Below are 18,734 nucleotides of genomic sequence, written 5' to 3'. Positions count from 1 at the left end.
CCTTGAGCATTTTAGAAAGAGGAATCTATGTCTACGAAATATATTTTTGTAACTGGTGGTGTGGTATCGTCTATTGGGAAAGGGATTGTCGCAGCGAGTCTGGGCCGTCTCTTGAAAAATCGTGGTCTCAAAGTAACCATTCAAAAGTTTGACCCTTATATCAATATCGATCCGGGAACTATGAGTCCTTACCAGCACGGGGAAGTATTTGTGACAGATGACGGAGCTGAGACAGATTTGGACTTGGGTCACTATGAACGTTTCATCGATATCAATCTCAACAAATATTCCAACGTGACAACTGGTAAAATTTACAGTGAAGTGCTTCGTAAGGAACGCCGTGGAGAATACCTTGGGGCAACTGTTCAGGTTATTCCTCATATCACAGATGCTTTGAAAGAAAAAATCAAGCGTGCCGCTCTAACGACCGACTCTGATGTCATTATCACAGAGGTTGGTGGAACAGTAGGAGATATAGAGTCCTTGCCATTCCTAGAAGCCCTTCGTCAGATGAAGGCAGATGTAGGTGCGGATAACGTCATGTACATCCATACAACCCTGCTTCCTTACCTCAAGGCTGCTGGTGAAATGAAGACCAAACCAACTCAACACTCTGTAAAAGAATTGCGTGGATTGGGAATCCAGCCAAATATGTTGGTTATTCGTACAGAAGAGCCAGCTGGTCAAGGAATTAAAAACAAACTAGCACAGTTCTGTGATGTGGCACCAGAAGCTGTTATCGAATCATTGGATGTTGAACACCTTTACCAAATTCCATTGAACTTGCAGGCTCAAGGTATGGATCAAATTGTCTGTGATCATTTGAAATTAGACGCACCAGTAGCAGATATGACAGAATGGTCAGCTATGGTGGACAAGGTCATGAACCTTAAGAAACAAGTTAAGATTTCCCTTGTTGGTAAGTATGTTGAGTTGCAAGATGCCTACATCTCTGTGGTTGAAGCCTTGAAACACTCTGGTTATGCCAACGACGCAGAAGTTAAAATCAATTGGATCAATGCCAATGATGTGACAGCAGAGAATGTGGAAGAGCTCTTGTCTGATGCGGACGGAATCATCGTACCAGGAGGTTTTGGTCAACGTGGTACGGAAGGGAAAATCCAAGCCATTCGCTATGCACGTGAAAATGATGTTCCAATGTTGGGTGTCTGCTTGGGAATGCAGTTGACATGTATCGAGTTTGCTCGTAACGTTTTAGGCCTTGAAGGTGCCAATTCTGCAGAGCTTGCACCAGAAACAAAATACCCTATCATTGATATCATGCGTGATCAGATTGATGTTGAGGATATGGGGGGAACCCTTCGTTTGGGACTTTATCCATCTAAGTTGAAACGTGGCTCTAAGGCTGCAGCTGCTTATCACAATCAAGAAGTGGTGCAACGCCGTCACCGTCACCGTTATGAGTTTAACAATGCCTTCCGTGAGCAGTTTGAGGCAGCAGGCTTTGTCTTCTCAGGAGTTTCTCCAGACAATCGTTTGGTCGAAATCGTGGAAATTCCTGAAAATAAATTCTTTGTAGCGTGTCAGTATCACCCTGAACTGTCAAGCCGTCCAAATCGCCCAGAAGAACTCTACACTGCTTTTGTGACTGCAGCAGTTGAGAACAGCAATTAGTTAAATCAGAACCTTTGAGAAGAATCTCAGAGGTTTTTTGCTTGTATATTTAGGATATGAGTTGCAAAATAAAAACATAGTGATATAATTAACATAAAAAATCCTAAGGAGGATCTACGATGAAAAAAATCACATTATTTGGTTTGTCTCTAGCTGGTCTAGCTTTACTGGCTTTTCCACATTCAGGGCAGGCATTTGAGCTTAAAGAAGAATGGGTTGTTAAGTGTGGAGTACAGTATCAAGATGGCAAGATTCTTCGGTTTAACAATGGTCATGAAGTGGATATCAAAGTCTTGGATTTGCCAAAAACCGAGAAAATCGAGTGGACAGTTAGTCTCGATGGTCAAGATCAGACAGTCAATTTTCTAGGTCAAGAAAAGGACAAGTCTATGATGGGTATAGAAGGGCGTTACCTGAATTTCTATGTTCCATATGGCTATAGAGGAGATATCAAGGTCGAGGCTAAGAGCGGAAACGAAGTAAAGACCTGGTCAACGAAAGTTGTGGATGATATTCATAATGATAGTGGAAAGAGAGGCTACTACCGTATTAAAGAATCAAATGATCAATACACCTACCTTGATACAAAATGGGACTATCAAACCAAGACTTACACTGCTACCTTACCAGAGACTGTCAATGGTCAAAAAGTCTTTGCTTGGGCAGACTATGGCAATGGCGAGTTGAAACTTGAAAAACTAAAATCTATCAGTCATAAATATGATGGAGGATCTTTCAAAGAACTTTATCCGATTGTAAAAGCAGAAAGCTGGCTAAAATCAAACCAAAACTGGTACTATCAAAAACAAGGTCAATTAGTGCAGAAGGATTGGGTTTATGACAAGGGAACTTGGTACTTTATGAATGATAAAGGAGTCATGTTCAATCAAACTTGGCTTTATCAAGGTAGCAACTGGTATGCCTTTAAATCATCAGGAGCCATGATTGCTAGTGATTGGCTTTACGACCAAGGCAAGTGGTACTATTTATCAACTTCAGGAGCTATGAAAGCAAGCACTTGGGTTTATGACAAGGGAGACTGGTATTATGTAAGTTCTTCTGGTGCCATGCTAGCGAATGATTGGGTCAAAGATAATGGCAAGTGGTATTATCTAGCTTCATCAGGTAAGATGCTTCGTAATACTTACACACCTGATGGTTACTACGTTGGCAACTCAGGCGCCTGGCAATAAGAATCATACTCTTCGAAAATCTCTTCAAACCACGTCAGCTTCATCCACAACCTCAAAACGCTGTTTTGAGCAACCTGCGGCTAGCTTCCTAGTTTACTCTTTGATTTTCATTGAGTATAAGAAGTCCTTTTCCTTAAAGGAAGAGGCTTTTTACTTGCTTTTCTGCTGCTTCCTCATTTGTCCTAAAGCCTTTTTTGTGTTAAAATGAATGGTATGAAAGCTAAAAAAATGTGGATGGCAGGCTTGGCTTTGCTTGGTATTGGAAGTCTTGCCCTTGCTACGAAAAAAGTTGCAGATGACCGTAAGCTCATGAAGACTCAGGAAGAGTTGACAGAGATTGTGCGAGACCATTTTTCAGATATGGGGGAAATTGCGACTCTCTATGTTCAAGTCTATGAAAGCAGTCTAGAGAGCTTGGTTGGTGGCGTCATTTTTGAGGATGGCCGTCATTATACCTTTGTCTATGAAAATGAAGACCTAGTCTATGAGGAGGAAGTCTTATGATACAACCAGCAAGTTTAGAAGAATTGGCATCTTTAGTAGAAAAAGATGGCAAGAAAGTCTTCCTTTTTGTGGCAGACTGGTGTGGCGATTGTCGTTATATCTATCCTGCCTTGCCAGAAATTGAGGAGACCAATCCTGAGTTCACCTTTATTCGAGTGGACCGAGACCAGTATATAGATTTAGCCAAACTCTGGGATGTTTATGGAATCCCTAGCCTTGTTGTTCTAGAAAAAGACAAGGAAATTGGTCGTTTTGTTAATCGCGATCGTAAAAGCAAGCAACAAATTAATGACTTTTTAGCAGGACTGAAATAGGAGAAAAGGAAACAATGATTTTTACATATAATAAAGAACATGTCGGTGATGTCCTTATGGTCATCGTGAAAAACAGCGGAGATGCCAAACTAGATGTGGAACGCAAAGGCAAGGTAGCTCGTGTTTTCCTCAAAGATAATGGGGAAACAGTGGCGTGGAATATTTTTGAAGTTTCAAGTTTGTTTGAAATTGCAGAGCGAGGTCAAGTCTTTTTATCAGATGAGCAAGTCGCTCGTTTGAACCAAGAATTACAAACGGAAGGTTTTAAAGAAGAAATTATCAATGATAAAGAGCCTAAGTTTGTTGTTGGTGAAATCGTTGAGATGGTAGCCCATCCTGATAGTGACCACCTCAACATCTGCCAAGTTGCAGTCGCAAGTGATAAGACAGTGCAAATCGTTGCAGGAGCACCCAATGCGCGTGTGGGGTTGAAAACCATTGTCGCTCTTCCTGGAGCTATGATGCCAAAAGGCAATCTCATTTTCCCAGGCGAACTTCGTGGTGAAAAGAGTTTTGGCATGATGTGCAGTCCTCGTGAATTGCATCTGCCAAATGCTCCGCAAAAACGTGGTATTATTGAATTATCAGAAGACCAAGTTGTTGGAACTCCATTTGATCCAGCTAAACACTGGACTGCCTAAGAAATTGTCAGTATCTGATAGACCAGATAGAAGGAAATAAGATGGCAAAAAATGTTGTGATTACAGGAGCGACATCAGGTATTGGTGAAGCAATTGCGCGTGCTTATCTGGAGCAGGGTGAAAATGTCGTTCTAACAGGACGACGGATAGACAGACTTGAAGCCTTAAAAATTGAGTTTGCAGGAGCATTCCCAAATCAAACTGTCTGGACTTTTCCGCTAGATGTCACGGATATGAACATGGTAAAGGATGTCTGCTCTGATATTATAGAAACGATAGGTCAGATTGATATTCTGGTCAACAATGCCGGACTGGCTCTAGGTTTAGCACCTTATCAGGACTATGAAGAGTTGGATATGCTGACCATGCTGGATACCAATGTCAAAGGTTTGATGGCAGTCACTCGCTGTTTCTTGCCAGCAATGGTAAAAGCCAATCAAGGACATATCATCAACATGGGGTCAACCGCAGGAATCTATGCCTATGCGGGTGCAGCTGTTTACTCAGCTACCAAGGCAGCAGTTAAGACCTTTTCAGATGGACTGCGAATTGATACCATTGCAACGGATATCAAGGTGACGACTATTCAACCGGGAATCGTTGAAACAGATTTTTCTACAGTACGTTTTCATGGTGACAAAGAGCGGGCTGCGACGGTTTATCAGGGAATCGAAGCCTTGCAAGCTCAGGATATTGCAGACACAGTAGTCTATGTGACCAGTCAACCTCGTCGTGTGCAGATTACAGATATGACCATTATGGCCAATCAACAAGCGACAGGATTCATGGTTCATAAAAACTAAAAAATTTCCTCGAAAAGTTACAAATTTCTGTAACTTTTTTTGATTTCCTACGAATAGATAAGTAGGAGGAAAAAATATGTATAATAAAGTTATCTTGATTGGGCGTTTGACGTCTACACCGGAATTGCACAAAACCAACAATGACAAGTCAGTAGCGCGAGCAACTATCGCTGTCAACCGTCGTTACAAAGACCAAAACGGTGAACGTGAAGCTGATTTTGTCAATATGGTCCTATGGGGCAGACTAGCAGAAACTTTGGCAAGCTACGCAACCAAAGGTAGTCTCATTTCCGTTGATGGGGAATTGCGTACCCGTCGTTTTGAGAAAAATGGTCAAATGAATTATGTGACCGAAGTACTTGTTACAGGATTCCAACTTCTGGAAAGTCGTGCCCAACGTGCTATGCGAGAAAATAACGCTGGGCAGGATTTGGCAGATTTGGTCCTGGAAGAGGAAGAATTACCATTTTAAACATTGAAAAGTCTGAGTTGCTCTTAGGCTTTTTTATAATGTCTAAATGTGTTACAATGAACTAGTTGAAACTTTTTGGAGGTTGGAATGAGTAGAGAATATACAAGAACAATCGTCAAAATTATATTTTGTACAGTAGTCGTATTTGTTTTTGCGATTTATACTCATGTGAGTCAGACAGATCCTATTCCGGGACAAATAAAAGTTGGAGCGACTTATATGACGATGAATAGTGAATTTTATAGACATTTACATAATGAGATTCAACGCTATTCTGATTCAGAAGGTCAGATATTGTATACTCGGGATGCAGAGATGAGTGAAGAAAAACAGAGTAAACAAATTGATGAGTTTATAGAGAAGCGAGTGAATGTTATTGTTATTAATCCGGTTAAGAGTGATAGCGAGCAAATTGTAGAAGCGTTAAGTAGGGCAAAGAATTTTGGAATTAGAGTTATAGCAGTAGATAGTCAGTTGAATAATATAAAAGTTGATACGAGCATAGTTTCTGATAATTACCATGCTGGGATATTAATTGCCAAGGATTTGATGAAACGTACCTCAAATGCTCATATTCTTTTGTTAACGCACAAAGATGCTCTATCAGCTAATCAGAGAATAACTGGTTTTTTGGATACAATAAAATCAGAAGAACATTATCAAATTATCTCAGAAAGAGAAACGGTTGGTCAAACAGAGTATGCTATGATTACTGTAGGTGATGCGTTATCTGAAGGTTTACAATTTGATGCTATAGTGGCTTTAAATGATAGAGCAGCTATAGGAGCTTTAGCAGCAATTAAAGAATTGAAAGTAACTTCAAAAAAACTTATTTACGGAATAGATGGTTCACCAGATATGAAGCATTTATTAGCTACAACAGATGAAGTTACGGGAACGGTTGCTCAATTTCCATCTCATATGGGTAGAAAAGTATCGGAAACAATAGATTTATTAGTAAAAAAAGAAGAAGTTGAAGAATTATATACTATACCTGTACAATTTGTTGATAAAAATAATATAATTCAGTTTGATATTAATGGGTGGCAGTAATGAAACAGGTAAAAGGTGTCCAGTATTCTATAATTTTACTTTTATTAATTAATTTTCTAACCATTATATACAATGGAGCTTTGTATATACAGATTACAAACTATGTAATTTCAAAGGGACAGATGATACTCTTATTGGGAGAATTAAATAATATTTCAAAATCACCTGACCAGATTTTTTGGTATTCAATTATTTTTTTCGTCGGTATTATTTTTATATCTACCTATAAAATGTACTCAACTGAGAAAAATGGCCAATTTTTTCAAAATGGAATTTGTTTGAAATAGTATTAATGATTGGTGTTATATGGTCACAAAATCTGTCATACAATGGAATAATATTATTAGTTTTTGCTGATATATTCTATAGTTCAAGAGAGTTTCAAGACTCTGATAGTAAACGTTCTTGGATTATTTTTATTTTCTTGAGTTTTTTAATGTTACTTTTAACAGACTATGAAATCTTGTCACTATTTATAAAAGTTCCATCTCTTTCTACCTATATCCAATTTTACCCATCGTCCATACGAGGTGTAGTGTTATTTTTAGAAAATGCATTGACGTCATTAAACGTTATTATTTTCATCATCTCTTTATTGTCTTATATCCTATACGTGATTAAAGAGCACCATAATATTGAGGAAGAGCTTAAAATGTTATCTAGAGTCAACACTGAATTGAATCATTACATATCGTTATCAGAGAAAATCGCTGAAGATCGAGAAAGGAAAAGAATTGCTCGGGAAATTCATGATACTCTAGGTCATGCGTTGACAGGAATTTCAGCAGGGATTGATGCTGTTTCTGTACTAATTGATGTTCATCCTATCCGTGCTAAAGAACAGTTGAAAAATGTTTCAAATGCAGTTAGAGAGGGGATCAAAGATGTTAGGGGATCATTACATAGACTAAGACCAGGAGCTTTGCAAAATAATGGTTTAAAAGATGCTCTAATATTAATGATTAGTGAGTATGAGTCTCTATCAAAACTCTCTGTCGATCTAAAATATGAATGGGGGAATATTGATTTAGATGTTATGCAGGAAGATACTATTTTTAGGATTATACAAGAATCTATGACAAATTCTGTTCGTCACGGACATGCTAGTAAAATGAGCATTCGCTTTATGAGTGAGGATAACAACATAATAGTTTTGCACGATAATGGAATAGGTTTTGACGACTTACAAATTGGGTATGGCTTGAAACAAATGAGAGAGCGAGTTTCTATTTTAGGTGGTTCTATTCATTTTGAAAATAGGGAAGGATTTTACACTAAAATAGTTTTTCCAAAAATAGGAGGTGAAGTATATGATAAAGGTAATGATTGCAGATGATCAGGCGTTAATTAGAGAGTCTTTGCAGATCATTTTATCAGTATATGCTGATATTGATGTTGTATCCGTCGTTGGTGATGGTATCGAAGCTATGGATAACATTATGACTGTAAAACCGGATATAATTTTAATGGACATTAGAATGCCCAGAATGGATGGAGTATTGGCTACAAAAGAAATCAAAAAACTTTTTCCAAATATAAAAATTATAATCTTAACAACATTTGATGACGACGAATTCATTTTTAGTGCTTTAAAATATGGTGCATCTGGCTATTTATTAAAAGGAGTTTCAACCGACGAGTTATATCAAGCCATTCAGACAGTGTATAAAGGTGGAGCTATGATTAATCCTAATATAGCTAGTAAGGTATTTCAATTGTTCTCGCAGATGGCACAGACCAATTTTTCTATTACTGTGAAGGAAGAGAATATTGAAAATATATCACTGACAGAATGGAAAATTATTCAGCAAGTGGCATTTGGAGAATCAAATAAGGAAATTGCCAGTAATCTTTTTTTATCCGAGGGAACAGTGCGCAATTACCTTTCTATCATTCTTTCAAAACTAAATTTGAGAGATAGGACACAGTTAGCCATATGGGCTGTACAAACAGGTGTGACACAAAAGAATTTTTCAAAGGAAATGGATAAATGAAATTAAAGCAATTGTTTCTAGCGATACTGTTTGTGCTAAGTTGCTTGAGTTTATTTCTTATTTGGGAAAACAAGCAGATAAAGATTATTAGGCTGGGTTTTTATTCTGATTCTAGTTGGGGAATTCCTACAGGGAATAACAGCTATGTACTAGATGAGGCTATTAAGAAATTTGAAGAGCTTCATCCAGGGGTTAAAATTGTATATGATTCAGGTATTCCTAAGGAGGAGTATTCTAATTGGATTTCAAGTCAAATTTTAAAAGGTTCTGAACCGGATGTATTTCTATTATCAAGCGACCAATTATCTTTATTTGCATCAAAAGGTATTTTAAAAAAACTAAATTCCTATCTGTCTCAAGAAGATGCCTCTAATTTCTATGATGTATCTTTGCAGGCAGCAAAATACGGAGATGATTTATACGGTCTTCCATATGAAAGCAATCCCATGTTGATGTGTGTAAATCAAGATTTACTTTTAAGAGAGGGCATTGAAATTCCTGAAGTAGGGTGGACGCAGAAAGATCTCTATGAGATTAGTAAAAAAGTTACAAAAGATACCGATGGAGATGGAATCGTTGATCAATTTGGGATAACAGGATATAGTTGGAAAGAATCTCTAGCGGCCTTTGGTGTTACTATTTCTGAGAGTGGTATTCCTCGTATAGATTCGTCAGAAATGAAGGATGCTTTATCCTATATAAGGGGATTGAATCAATTAAACGGACGTTACAAAGTAACCTATAAAGATTTTGATGAAGGGCATGTGGCCTTTTATCCAATGAGTTTGGCACAATATCGAACATATAAACCTTTTCCTTATCATGTGGCCAAATATACAAATTTTAACTGGACATGTATTTCATTGCCAACTACTAAGGAAGACATTCGTTCTACTGTAACAGATACTTCCTTATACGTGGTTTCTTCGCGTTCTCGCAATTCAAACCTTGCCGTATCGTTTATAGAATTTTTAACAATTAATCGTGAAATTCAACAAAATTTATTTAATAAGGGTCAAGGAAGCTCAGTATTACCAGAGGTAGTAACTAGTTTGAAGAGTGAAGAGTTGATGAAGAAAGGAATGATTGGTCAGAATGCCTTAACGACTACTTCACTGGATTATATAATGAAAAATTCAATTACAACTATTTCAAAAGGAATAGATTCAAAATCATTGGTTGGAATAGAAGAAAGATTAGAAGCATTATCTATGGATGAAAATAACACGGATATTGAAGGTAGTCTTATTAAGTTACAAAAAGAACTAGATATAGGAACCCTTAAATAGATATCAAGATTATTATTTCTTAAATAATACGAACATGGCAGATGTCTTTATTGACATTTGTCATTTTTTTATTGACATTTATCAATAAACTTTTGAGACATTTAACAATTATAAAGTGAAGATAAGGATGATAGAATAAAATCAATAAAAGGAGGGAAATATGAAGTATTTGATATTAGTCAGTCATGGAGGGCTCGCAGAGGGATTGAAATCATCTCTTTCTATGTTTGCTTCGGATAAGGTAGATGATGTCATAGCGATTGGCTTAAAAGATGGAGAAAGTCTTGCAGGTTTTTCTGTAGAGGTCAAGAATGTTATTGCATCTCTGGATGAAAATGATTCGGTTCTTGTTTTAGCAGATATTGTTGGGGGAAGTCCTTTAACAACTGTTGCAACAGTATTAGAAGAATTTGGAAAATTAGAGAATGCAACTATTTTGGGAGGTATGAACTTAACAATGGCACTTACAGCAGTGGTGATGAAAGACATTCTGACTGGAAGTGAACTTGTTTCTACGATATTAAACGAATCATCATCGGCTCTACAAGAATTTGAAGTCGGATCAGATGATAATCTTAATGAAGAAGACGATATTTAGTTATATAAGGAAAGGGATAAAAAATTATGGTAGTAACATTTGTACGAATTGACGATAGAATGATTCATGGACAAACAGTCACTAGATGGGCAAAAGAACATCCATGTGATGGATTAATTGCAGTAAATGACGCTGCTGCATCTAATAAGGTTTTAATTCAGGCATATAAAGGTGCGTCAGATAAAAAAACATTTGTTTGGACAAAGGAAGCGTTTAAAGAAAAATCATCTAAAGTAACAGAATCGGATAGTAGATATTTTTTGATTACTAAAAATCCAATTGATATGAAAGAAATTTTAGTAGACCAGGGCTTTATTCCAGGAGATGTTAAAGAAATTATTGTAGGACCTGCTAACGATAGACCAGGTGCTATCAAGTTGGGAAATAATCAATCAATTACTCAAGAGGAAGCAGTTGCACTAGAAGCAATTGAAAAAGCAGGATATAAAGTTAGATTCCAATTATTACCAGATGTATCTATTGGCTATTGGAGTGATTTTAAATCAAAATTTGGATTTTAATAATGAAATAAGGAGACAAAATGATGGAAATTTCTTGGATTCAAGCAGCTCTTTTAGGATTGTTTGCAAGTTTAGCATCGATGCCAGGTATGGGGGGATCCAGTATTGGTAACTATACTTTGGGGCGTCCATTAGTTGGTGGTTTAATTGTAGGTTTAATATTAGGAGATATAACAACAGGGGTAATCGTTGGTGTGGCTTTACAGGTATTATATATTGCCTTAGTGACACCTGGTGGAACTGTATCGGCCGATGTACGGGCAATTTCTTATATCGGAATTCCGTTATCTATCCTATTTGTTCATGCAAATAATATTTCAGGTGAAGTGGCGATTGCAGCAGCAGCAGCGCCAATTGGAGCCGCGGTTGGAACAATTGGAACTGTTTTATTCTATGGTACAGCTACTATGAACTTGCTTTGGCAACACATTGGATGGAAAGCTGTAGAGAAAGGTGATTTTAAGAAGTTATATGCTGTTGATTGGGTATATCCTTGGATTTCACATTTTATCTTTTCTTTCTTACCAACAATGATTATTACAAAATTTGGACCAGATATGGTTGATCTTATGAAAGTATATCTTCCGATGGATGGTTTTGTAATGAAGTCTCTATTTACTGTAGGAGCACTCCTTCCATGTGTGGGTATTGCAATACTTTTGAAACAAATTGTTACAAAAACAACAGACTTTATTCCTTTCTTTGTCGGGTTCACGTTAGCAAAATCTTTAGGCTTGAACTTAGTAGCAAGTGGTGTTGTGTCATTAATTTTTGCAGTAATTTATTATGAATTAGAAGTTATTAAATCTGCCCGTACGACAGCAGTTGTCAGTGATATGGGATTTGATGAAGAGGAGGATATTTAGAATGAGTCGAAAAAAAATATCAAGAAAAACATTGACAAAATCATTTCACCACTGGTTCTATGGACATCTGACATGTTTTTCTCAAGAACATATGCAAACTTTTGGATATTTAACTTCTATGCTTCCAATTGTAGAAGAAATGTATGATACTAAGGAAGAACAAAAAGAAGCTATGCAAACATACACAGCATTCTTTAATACTGAGCCGCAGTTGGGTTCTCTAGTAGTTGGGATAACAGCTGGTTTGGAAGAAGCGCGTGCAAATGGAGATGCCGTAGATAGTGAGACCATCAATGGAATGCGAGCCGGTCTAATGGGGCCTATTGCAGGTATTGGAGATTCACTTATTGTAGGAACATTAATTCCTGTTCTTTTGGGGATAGCTCTAGGTCTTTCTAAAGGAGGAAATATTTCTGGTGCAATATTCTATATTATTGCATGGAATCTATTAGTCTATCTTGGAATGCGTTTTGCTTATTTTAAAGGATATGAACTTGGAGATAAAGCAGTAGAATTTTTAGTAGGTCCTAAAGGTCAGGCGCTAAGAAAATCAATTAGTGTTGTTGGTGGTATGGTCATAGGAGCTGTTGCAGCAACTTGGGTATCTGTCACTACGGCGCTAGAGCTGAAAAATGGCGATGGAGAAACATTTTTAAACTTACAAGAAAAGATTGATGGTGTTTATCCAGGTCTTTTAACAGCAGGTTTTATTGTTCTATGTTGGTGGCTGATGGCTAAAAAGAAAGTTTCTCCAAATTGGGTGATGCTATTATTGGTAGTTATTGCACTTGTAGGAGTAGCCTTAGGATTTTTCAATCCAGGATTGAAATATTAATAGTATGTAAAAAAGCAACGGTTTATAATCGTTGTTTTTTATATATGCGTAATATAAGGATTTAGAGTTTCGGTATTTTTTATAAAAGAATTAACGAAAATACTAATTCCATAAATCATGTTCGTTAAAATTCTACATTATTAAAATGCAAAATTAGGATAAAGAAATTTATCTATTCATCCTCAGAAAGTCAGACTTTTTCCTTGACTATTTCTGACCAAGTGATACAATAGAACTATGGATTAGCACTCGGGTGTAAAGAGTGCTAATAGTATCTATCTTATCATGGAGGAAAGCAGATGTTGAAACCATTAGGAGACCGTGTGGTCTTGAAAATCGAAGAAAAAGAACAAACTGTTGGAGGTTTTGTCCTCGCAGGCTCAGCCCAAGAAAAAACAAAAACAGCCCAAGTTGTAGCTACTGGACAAGGTGTTCGTACCTTGAACGGTGATTTGGTTGCCCCAAGCGTTAAGACTGGCGACCGTGTCTTAGTTGAAGCCCATGCAGGTCTTGATGTCAAAGATGGCGATGAAAAGTACATCATCGTTGGCGAAGCTAATATCTTGGCTATCATTGAAGAATAGAAGGAGAAAGTAAGTATGTCAAAAGAAATTAAATTTTCATCTGATGCTCGTTCAGCTATGGTCCGTGGTGTCGATATCCTTGCAGACACTGTTAAAGTAACCTTGGGACCAAAAGGTCGGAATGTCGTTCTTGAAAAATCATTCGGTTCACCTTTGATTACCAATGACGGTGTGACCATTGCCAAAGAAATCGAGTTGGAAGACCATTTCGAAAATATGGGTGCCAAATTGGTATCAGAAGTAGCTTCAAAAACAAATGATATCGCAGGTGACGGGACTACAACTGCAACTGTTTTGACTCAAGCGATCGTCCGCGAAGGAATCAAAAACGTCACAGCAGGCGCAAATCCAATCGGCATTCGTCGTGGGATTGAAACAGCAGTTGCCGCAGCAGTTGAAGCCTTGAAAAACAATGCCATCCCTGTTGCTAATAAAGAAGCTATCGCTCAAGTTGCAGCTGTATCTTCTCGTTCTGAAAAAGTCGGTGAATACATTTCTGAAGCCATGGAGAAAGTTGGCAAAGATGGTGTCATCACTATCGAAGAGTCACGCGGTATGGAAACAGAACTTGAAGTTGTGGAAGGAATGCAGTTTGACCGTGGTTACCTTTCACAGTATATGGTGACAGATAGCGAAAAAATGGTAGCTGATCTTGAAAATCCATACATTTTGATTACTGACAAGAAGATTTCAAATATCCAAGAAATCTTGCCACTCCTAGAAAGCATTCTCCAAAGCAATCGTCCACTCTTGATTATTGCGGATGATGTAGATGGTGAAGCTCTTCCAACCCTTGTATTGAACAAGATTCGTGGAACCTTCAATGTGGTAGCAGTCAAGGCACCTGGTTTTGGTGACCGTCGCAAAGCCATGCTTGAAGATATCGCCATCTTAACAGGCGGAACAGTTATCACAGAAGATCTTGGTCTTGAGTTGAAAGATGCGACAATTGAAGCTCTTGGTCAAGCAGCGAGAGTAACTGTGGACAAAGATAGCACTGTTATCGTAGAAGGTGCTGGAAATCCTGAAGCGATTTCTCACCGTGTTGCAGTTATCAAGTCTCAAATCGAAACCACAACTTCTGAATTTGACCGTGAAAAATTGCAAGAACGCTTGGCGAAATTGTCAGGTGGTGTAGCAGTCATCAAGGTCGGAGCTGCAACTGAAACTGAGTTGAAAGAAATGAAACTCCGCATTGAAGATGCCCTCAACGCTACTCGTGCAGCTGTTGAAGAAGGTATCGTTGCAGGTGGTGGAACAGCCCTTGTCAATGTTATTCCAGCCGTGGCTGATTTGGAATTGACAGGAGACGAAGCAACGGGCCGCAATATTGTTCTCCGTGCTTTGGAAGAACCTGTTCGTCAAATCGCCCACAATGCAGGATTTGAAGGCTCTATCGTTATCGATCGTTTGAAAAATGCTGAAGTTGGTACAGGCTTCAACGCAGCAACTGGCGAATGGGTTAACATGATTGATCAAGGGATTATCGACCCAGTTAAAGTGAGTCGTTCAGCTCTACAAAATGCAGCATCTGTAGCCAGCTTGATTTTGACTACGGAAGCAGTCGTAGCCAATAAACCAGAACCAGCAGCTCCGGCTCCAGCAATGGATCCAAGCATGATGGGCGGCATGATGTAAGCTTTCTATAGAAAACAACTTATAAAAAACACAAAAGGAGGGAATGCCTATTCCTCCTTTTTATGATATTCACTTCTAAATTGATTTGAGCTCTCCTAACTTATATGATAAAATAAGACTATAAAAAGGAGAAGAACATGATCGATGTAGAAGAAATTCTGAGCAAGATGAACCCCAATCAGAAGATTAATTATGACCGTGTCATGCAGAAGATGGTACAAGTATGGGAGAAAAATGAGCAACGTCCAACTATTCTCATGCATGTTTGCTGTGCCCCTTGCAGTACCTATACTCTAGAATATTTGACTAAGTATGCAGACGTGACCATTTATTTTGCCAATTCTAATATCCATCCCAAGGCAGAATACCATAAGCGAGCCTATGTTACCAAGAAATTTGTCAGTGATTTTAATGAGCGGACAGGAAATACGGTCCAGTATCTAGAAGCTCCCTACGAACCAAATGAATATCGTAAGTTAGTCAGAGGACTGGAAGAAGAGCCTGAAGGTGGCGACCGTTGTAAGGTTTGCTTTGACTACCGACTGGATAAGACAGCTCAAGTGGCTATGGATTTAGGCTTTGACTACTTCGGTTCGGCTTTAACCATCAGTCCTCATAAGAATTCTCAAACCATCAACAGCATCGGAATCGACGTGCAAAAAATTTATACCACCCACTATCTTCCCAGCGATTTCAAGAAAAATCAAGGCTACAAACGTTCAGTAGAGATGTGTGAGGAGTATGATATCTATCGTCAATGTTATTGTGGATGCGTCTATGCAGCCCAAGCCCAGAATATTGACCTGGTTCAGGTTAAGAAAGATGCTACAGCTTTCTTGCTGGATAAGGATGTTGAAAAAGACTATTCCCACATCAAATTTACTGTTACGAAATTAGATATATAGAAATCACCCCAGCTGTAAAGCTGGGTTTTTAAAATAAAAAAACCGGGGTCTTAACCCCAGTTTGACAACTTTACCGATTCTTTAGTTCTACATAGCGCTTGTACCAAATGTTTACATAGGCTTCTGAGAAAGGACCTCGTCCATTGTTAATCCAATCAACAAGAATTTTAACATGTTCTTTTAAAATGTAGTCCAAGTCATCAGAATAATTCATTTTGCGTTTGTGACGCTCATACTCCTCAACGTCCAAGAGACGTTTTTCCCCATCTGTAAAAATTTTAACATCCAAATCGTAATCAATATACTTCAGTGCTTCTTCATCCAGATAGTAGGGGCTAGCCATATTGCAATAGTAGGAAATTCCATTATCGCGAATCATGGCAATGATATTAAACCAATATTTCTTGTGAAAGTAAACAATAGCCGGTTCTCGAGTGACCCAACGACGACCATCACTTTCGGTAACCAGTGTATGATCGTTGACACCAATAATGGCGTTTTCTGTTGTTTTTAGTACCATGGTGTCCCGCCAAGTTCGGTGGAGACTCCCATCATGCTTATAACTTTGAATTGTAATAAAGTCGCCTTCTTTTGGAAGTTTCATAACTAACCAACTTTCTACAATTTATAAGTTTATCGTTTACTATTGTACCATAAAATTACCTAAAATCTGTGAATTTTACATGAAAATATTAAAGATATTCTCTGAGAGCGCGTGCTATATCCGAAAAATCGTAGCCTTTTCGTGCTAAAACTTGAGTTAAACGTTGTTTAAGTTCGTATCCTTCATATTTTCGGGCATACTTGGCATATTGATTATCAAGTTCCTTGAAGATGAGTTCCTGAGTCGTTTCTTGGTCAACTTGACTATCCAACTGGTCAAAGGCACTTTTAGCATCAGAATAGGAAAACCCCTTGTTGGTCAGATTTTGGATTATCTTATCCTGCAAAGCACGAGCTGGAAGTTTTCCTTCATATTTTTTCAATAGTTTATTAGCTACGCGTTGAGCAACTTCAGAAAAATCAAATTCTTTCAAGTTCTCTTCTATAGTAGATTTTGAAATTCCCTTTTGTGTTAGTTTCTGAGTCAGTACATAAGGCCCCTTGTCTCCTGAAAGTTGATTGGCATTGATGATAGCATAAGCGTACTGACCATCATTAATCCACTTATCTTCTTTAAGATTAGCAATGACTTGAGAAACGATGTTTTCATCAATATCGTATTTTTTTAGATATTCTCTAACCTCTTTTTCAGTGCGTGCTTTAAAGGATAGGTGGTAGAGAGCTAGATTCTTACCGTAAGAAAATTGGGCAAACTCCTGAATCTCTTTCAATTCTTCTTCGCTTATCACCTTATCTCTTGATAACATAAAGCGAACAATAGTATCTTCAGTAATGTAGCATTTGTCGTCATTATCAAGCTCCATCAGATAGAGTCTTTTTTTCTTTTCAAGTTTTGTGATTTTCATAGTTCTATTATAACTCAAAATGTGATAAGATAGGGGTATGAATCTGAAAGTAAAACAAAAAATACCATTAAAAATCAAGCGCATGGGAATTAATGGTGAGGGAATCGGCTTTTATCAAAAAACATTAGTCTTTGTGCCTGGTGCTCTCAAAGGTGAAGATATCTATTGTCAGATTACTTCTATTAAACGTAACTTTGTAGAGGCAAAATTACTGAAGGTCAACAAGAAGTCTAAATTCCGTGTTGTGCCAGCATGTACTATTTACAATGAGTGCGGAGGCTGCCAAATCATGCACCTGCATTATGATAAGCAACTGGAGTTCAAGACGGACTTGCTTCATCAAGCACTGAAAAAATTTGCCCCTGCAGGATATGAAAATTATGAAATACGTCCGACGATTGGTATGCAGGAACCAAAGTACTACCGTGCTAAGTTACAATTTCAGACTCGAAAATTTAAGAATCAGGTCAAGGCGGGCTTATATGTACAAAACTCTCATTATTTAGTAGAGTTGAAAGACTGCCTGGTACAAGACAAGGAAACCCAAGTGATTGCTAATCGTCTAGCGGAATTACTTACTTTTCACCAAATTCCAATCACAGATGAGAGAAAAATTCTAGGTGTTAGAACTATAATGGTTCGACGAGCAAGAAAGACTGGACAGGTTCAGATTATTATTGTTACAAATCGTCAGCTTAATTTAACCCAACTAGTAAAAGACTTAGTTAAAGATTTTCCAGAAGTTGTGACAGTAGCTGTTAATACAAATACAGCTAAAACCAGTGAGATTTATGGTGAAAAGACAGAGATTATCTGGGGACAAGAGAGTATTCAAGAAGGTGTACTCGATTATGAATTTTCACTATCTCCTCGAGCTTTCTATCAACTAAATCCTGAACAAACAGAAGTTCTTTATAACGAGGCGGTAAAAGCCTTGGATGTTAATAAAGAAGACCATTTGATTGACGCTTATTGTGGAGTGGGAACGATTGGATTTGCCTTTGCAAAGAAAGTAAAGACACTTAGAGGAATGGATATTATCCCAGAAGCTATTGAAGATGCCAAGCGAAATGCGAAAAGAATGGGATTTGACAATACTCATTATGAAGCTGGAACGGCAGAAGAGATTATTCCTCGTTGGTACAAGGAAGGCTACCGAGCAGATGCTCTGATTGTGGACCCACCACGTACAGGTCTGGATGATAAGTTATTAGATACTATTCTTACTTATGTGCCAGAAAAAATGGTTTATATTTCTTGTAATGTTTCGACCTTGGCTCGTGATTTGGTACGCTTAGTAGAAGTCTATGATCTTCATTATATCCAGTCGGTCGATATGTTCCCACATACAGCTCGAACTGAAGCTGTTGTAAAATTAATAAAAAAAGTTTAAAAAAGTAGTTGACAAAAAATAAAAAGT

20 protein-coding genes and 1 pseudogene are annotated in these 18,734 nt (G+C 37.8%); 19 read left to right on the top strand and 2 right to left on the bottom strand.

Features of this window, described 5'->3' with window-relative positions; all coding sequences use genetic code 11:
* Window positions 1-27 precede the first annotated feature (27 nt).
* The 18 genes and pseudogenes from ACWPV5_RS08950 (at window position 28) to ACWPV5_RS08865 (ending at window position 15,845) form a co-directional block, all read left to right on the top strand.
* Window positions 28-1,635 carry a CTP synthase gene (locus ACWPV5_RS08950; RefSeq protein WP_454383482.1) on the top strand — a complete coding sequence of 536 codons (1,608 nt, stop codon included), beginning with the start codon at window positions 28-30 and terminating at the stop codon, window positions 1,633-1,635.
* 119 nt (window positions 1,636-1,754) lie between these two features.
* Window positions 1,755-2,828, top strand: coding sequence for an N-acetylmuramoyl-L-alanine amidase family protein (locus tag ACWPV5_RS08945; RefSeq protein WP_219967176.1), 1,074 nt, complete (start codon window positions 1,755-1,757; stop codon window positions 2,826-2,828).
* A 204-nt stretch (window positions 2,829-3,032) separates the two neighbouring features.
* A complete protein-coding gene (locus ACWPV5_RS08940; protein WP_001013974.1) occupies window positions 3,033-3,332 on the top strand; it encodes a DUF4651 domain-containing protein in 300 nt (99 codons plus the stop codon).
* On the top strand, window positions 3,329-3,646 hold the full coding sequence (locus tag ACWPV5_RS08935) for a thioredoxin family protein (RefSeq protein WP_000615776.1): 318 nt from the start codon (window positions 3,329-3,331) through the stop codon (window positions 3,644-3,646). Before ACWPV5_RS08940 ends, ACWPV5_RS08935 begins: the two co-directional genes overlap by 4 nt.
* Window positions 3,647-3,660: 14 nt before the next feature.
* The gene (gene ytpR, locus ACWPV5_RS08930; RefSeq protein WP_219967175.1) at window positions 3,661-4,287 is read left to right on the top strand and encodes a YtpR family tRNA-binding protein; all 627 of its coding nucleotides are present in this window, start codon (window positions 3,661-3,663) and stop codon (window positions 4,285-4,287) included.
* A gap of 41 nt (window positions 4,288-4,328) precedes the next feature.
* Window positions 4,329-5,090, top strand: a complete 762-nt coding sequence (locus ACWPV5_RS08925; RefSeq protein WP_261068498.1) for an SDR family NAD(P)-dependent oxidoreductase — start codon at window positions 4,329-4,331, stop codon at window positions 5,088-5,090.
* 76 nt (window positions 5,091-5,166) lie between these two features.
* On the top strand, window positions 5,167-5,562 hold the full coding sequence (locus ACWPV5_RS08920) for a single-stranded DNA-binding protein (RefSeq protein ID WP_000282442.1): 396 nt from the start codon (window positions 5,167-5,169) through the stop codon (window positions 5,560-5,562).
* A gap of 87 nt (window positions 5,563-5,649) precedes the next feature.
* A complete protein-coding gene (locus ACWPV5_RS08915; RefSeq protein ID WP_371491815.1) occupies window positions 5,650-6,615 on the top strand; it encodes a substrate-binding domain-containing protein in 966 nt (321 codons plus the stop codon).
* Window positions 6,615-7,951 (top strand): annotated as a pseudogene (locus tag ACWPV5_RS08910) (sensor histidine kinase). The gene ACWPV5_RS08915 and the pseudogene ACWPV5_RS08910 overlap by 1 nt, the downstream one beginning before the upstream one ends.
* Window positions 7,926-8,609, top strand: a complete 684-nt coding sequence (locus ACWPV5_RS08905; RefSeq protein ID WP_020903143.1) for a response regulator transcription factor — start codon at window positions 7,926-7,928, stop codon at window positions 8,607-8,609. Before ACWPV5_RS08910 ends, ACWPV5_RS08905 begins: the two are co-directional and overlap by 26 nt.
* Window positions 8,606-9,898 (top strand): ABC transporter substrate-binding protein, encoded by a 1,293-nt coding sequence (locus ACWPV5_RS08900; protein ID WP_173234931.1) that lies wholly within the window; start codon window positions 8,606-8,608, stop codon window positions 9,896-9,898. The genes ACWPV5_RS08905 and ACWPV5_RS08900 overlap by 4 nt, the downstream gene beginning before the upstream one ends.
* 160 nt (window positions 9,899-10,058) lie before the next feature.
* Entirely contained in the window at window positions 10,059-10,496 is a 438-nt protein-coding gene (locus ACWPV5_RS08895; RefSeq protein WP_020903145.1) for a PTS sugar transporter subunit IIA, read from the top strand.
* Window positions 10,497-10,522: 26 nt separating this feature from the next.
* Window positions 10,523-11,017 carry a PTS system mannose/fructose/N-acetylgalactosamine-transporter subunit IIB gene (locus ACWPV5_RS08890; RefSeq protein ID WP_020903146.1) on the top strand — a complete coding sequence of 165 codons (495 nt, stop codon included), beginning with the start codon at window positions 10,523-10,525 and terminating at the stop codon, window positions 11,015-11,017.
* 23 nt (window positions 11,018-11,040) lie between these two features.
* Window positions 11,041-11,883, top strand: a complete 843-nt coding sequence (locus tag ACWPV5_RS08885) for a PTS mannose/fructose/sorbose/N-acetylgalactosamine transporter subunit IIC (RefSeq protein WP_078238001.1) — start codon at window positions 11,041-11,043, stop codon at window positions 11,881-11,883.
* Complete coding sequence (locus ACWPV5_RS08880; protein WP_033683132.1) at window positions 11,864-12,718, top strand: PTS system mannose/fructose/sorbose family transporter subunit IID; 855 nt, start codon at window positions 11,864-11,866, stop codon at window positions 12,716-12,718. The genes ACWPV5_RS08885 and ACWPV5_RS08880 overlap by 20 nt, the downstream gene beginning before the upstream one ends.
* A 299-nt stretch (window positions 12,719-13,017) precedes the next feature.
* Window positions 13,018-13,302, top strand: coding sequence for a co-chaperone GroES (groES, locus tag ACWPV5_RS08875; protein ID WP_000917330.1), 285 nt, complete (start codon window positions 13,018-13,020; stop codon window positions 13,300-13,302).
* A 15-nt stretch (window positions 13,303-13,317) separates the two neighbouring features.
* A complete protein-coding gene (groL, locus tag ACWPV5_RS08870; protein WP_000031580.1) occupies window positions 13,318-14,940 on the top strand; it encodes a chaperonin GroEL in 1,623 nt (540 codons plus the stop codon).
* A 137-nt stretch (window positions 14,941-15,077) separates the two neighbouring features.
* Entirely contained in the window at window positions 15,078-15,845 is a 768-nt protein-coding gene (locus ACWPV5_RS08865) for an epoxyqueuosine reductase QueH (RefSeq protein WP_000567567.1), read from the top strand.
* A gap of 70 nt (window positions 15,846-15,915) precedes the next feature.
* Here ACWPV5_RS08865 and ntdP read toward each other — a convergent pair whose 3' ends face one another.
* Entirely contained in the window at window positions 15,916-16,449 is a 534-nt protein-coding gene (ntdP, locus tag ACWPV5_RS08860) for a nucleoside tri-diphosphate phosphatase (RefSeq protein WP_000775316.1), read from the bottom strand.
* A gap of 88 nt (window positions 16,450-16,537) precedes the next feature.
* Window positions 16,538-17,314 (bottom strand): recombination regulator RecX, encoded by a 777-nt coding sequence (recX, locus tag ACWPV5_RS08855; protein ID WP_261070970.1) that lies wholly within the window; start codon window positions 17,312-17,314, stop codon window positions 16,538-16,540.
* Window positions 17,315-17,351: 37 nt separating this feature from the next.
* Here recX and rlmD point away from each other — a divergent pair, with 37 nt between their 5' ends.
* Entirely contained in the window at window positions 17,352-18,707 is a 1,356-nt protein-coding gene (gene rlmD / locus ACWPV5_RS08850) for a 23S rRNA (uracil(1939)-C(5))-methyltransferase RlmD (RefSeq protein WP_153193001.1), read from the top strand.
* Window positions 18,708-18,734 lie beyond the last annotated feature (27 nt).

The sequence above is a fragment of the Streptococcus sp. Marseille-Q7156 genome (genome assembly GCF_965119495.1).
Note: the sequence above shows the minus strand (reverse complement) of the source record. Positions and strands in the feature narration are given on the sequence as shown.

Coding starts and splice junctions, on each gene's coding strand:
- ACWPV5_RS08950 (WP_454383482.1), top strand. CDS start 28: ATGTCTACGAAATATATTTTTGTAACTGGTGGTGTGGTATCGTCTATT.
- ACWPV5_RS08945 (WP_219967176.1), top strand. CDS start 1,755: ATGAAAAAAATCACATTATTTGGTTTGTCTCTAGCTGGTCTAGCTTTA.
- ACWPV5_RS08940 (WP_001013974.1), top strand. CDS start 3,033: ATGAATGGTATGAAAGCTAAAAAAATGTGGATGGCAGGCTTGGCTTTG.
- ACWPV5_RS08935 (WP_000615776.1), top strand. CDS start 3,329: ATGATACAACCAGCAAGTTTAGAAGAATTGGCATCTTTAGTAGAAAAA.
- ytpR (WP_219967175.1), top strand. CDS start 3,661: ATGATTTTTACATATAATAAAGAACATGTCGGTGATGTCCTTATGGTC.
- ACWPV5_RS08925 (WP_261068498.1), top strand. CDS start 4,329: ATGGCAAAAAATGTTGTGATTACAGGAGCGACATCAGGTATTGGTGAA.
- ACWPV5_RS08920 (WP_000282442.1), top strand. CDS start 5,167: ATGTATAATAAAGTTATCTTGATTGGGCGTTTGACGTCTACACCGGAA.
- ACWPV5_RS08915 (WP_371491815.1), top strand. CDS start 5,650: ATGAGTAGAGAATATACAAGAACAATCGTCAAAATTATATTTTGTACA.
- ACWPV5_RS08905 (WP_020903143.1), top strand. CDS start 7,926: ATGATAAAGGTAATGATTGCAGATGATCAGGCGTTAATTAGAGAGTCT.
- ACWPV5_RS08900 (WP_173234931.1), top strand. CDS start 8,606: ATGAAATTAAAGCAATTGTTTCTAGCGATACTGTTTGTGCTAAGTTGC.
- ACWPV5_RS08895 (WP_020903145.1), top strand. CDS start 10,059: ATGAAGTATTTGATATTAGTCAGTCATGGAGGGCTCGCAGAGGGATTG.
- ACWPV5_RS08890 (WP_020903146.1), top strand. CDS start 10,523: ATGGTAGTAACATTTGTACGAATTGACGATAGAATGATTCATGGACAA.
- ACWPV5_RS08885 (WP_078238001.1), top strand. CDS start 11,041: ATGGAAATTTCTTGGATTCAAGCAGCTCTTTTAGGATTGTTTGCAAGT.
- ACWPV5_RS08880 (WP_033683132.1), top strand. CDS start 11,864: ATGAAGAGGAGGATATTTAGAATGAGTCGAAAAAAAATATCAAGAAAA.
- groES (WP_000917330.1), top strand. CDS start 13,018: ATGTTGAAACCATTAGGAGACCGTGTGGTCTTGAAAATCGAAGAAAAA.
- groL (WP_000031580.1), top strand. CDS start 13,318: ATGTCAAAAGAAATTAAATTTTCATCTGATGCTCGTTCAGCTATGGTC.
- ACWPV5_RS08865 (WP_000567567.1), top strand. CDS start 15,078: ATGATCGATGTAGAAGAAATTCTGAGCAAGATGAACCCCAATCAGAAG.
- ntdP (WP_000775316.1), bottom strand. CDS start 16,449: ATGAAACTTCCAAAAGAAGGCGACTTTATTACAATTCAAAGTTATAAG.
- recX (WP_261070970.1), bottom strand. CDS start 17,314: ATGAAAATCACAAAACTTGAAAAGAAAAAAAGACTCTATCTGATGGAG.
- rlmD (WP_153193001.1), top strand. CDS start 17,352: ATGAATCTGAAAGTAAAACAAAAAATACCATTAAAAATCAAGCGCATG.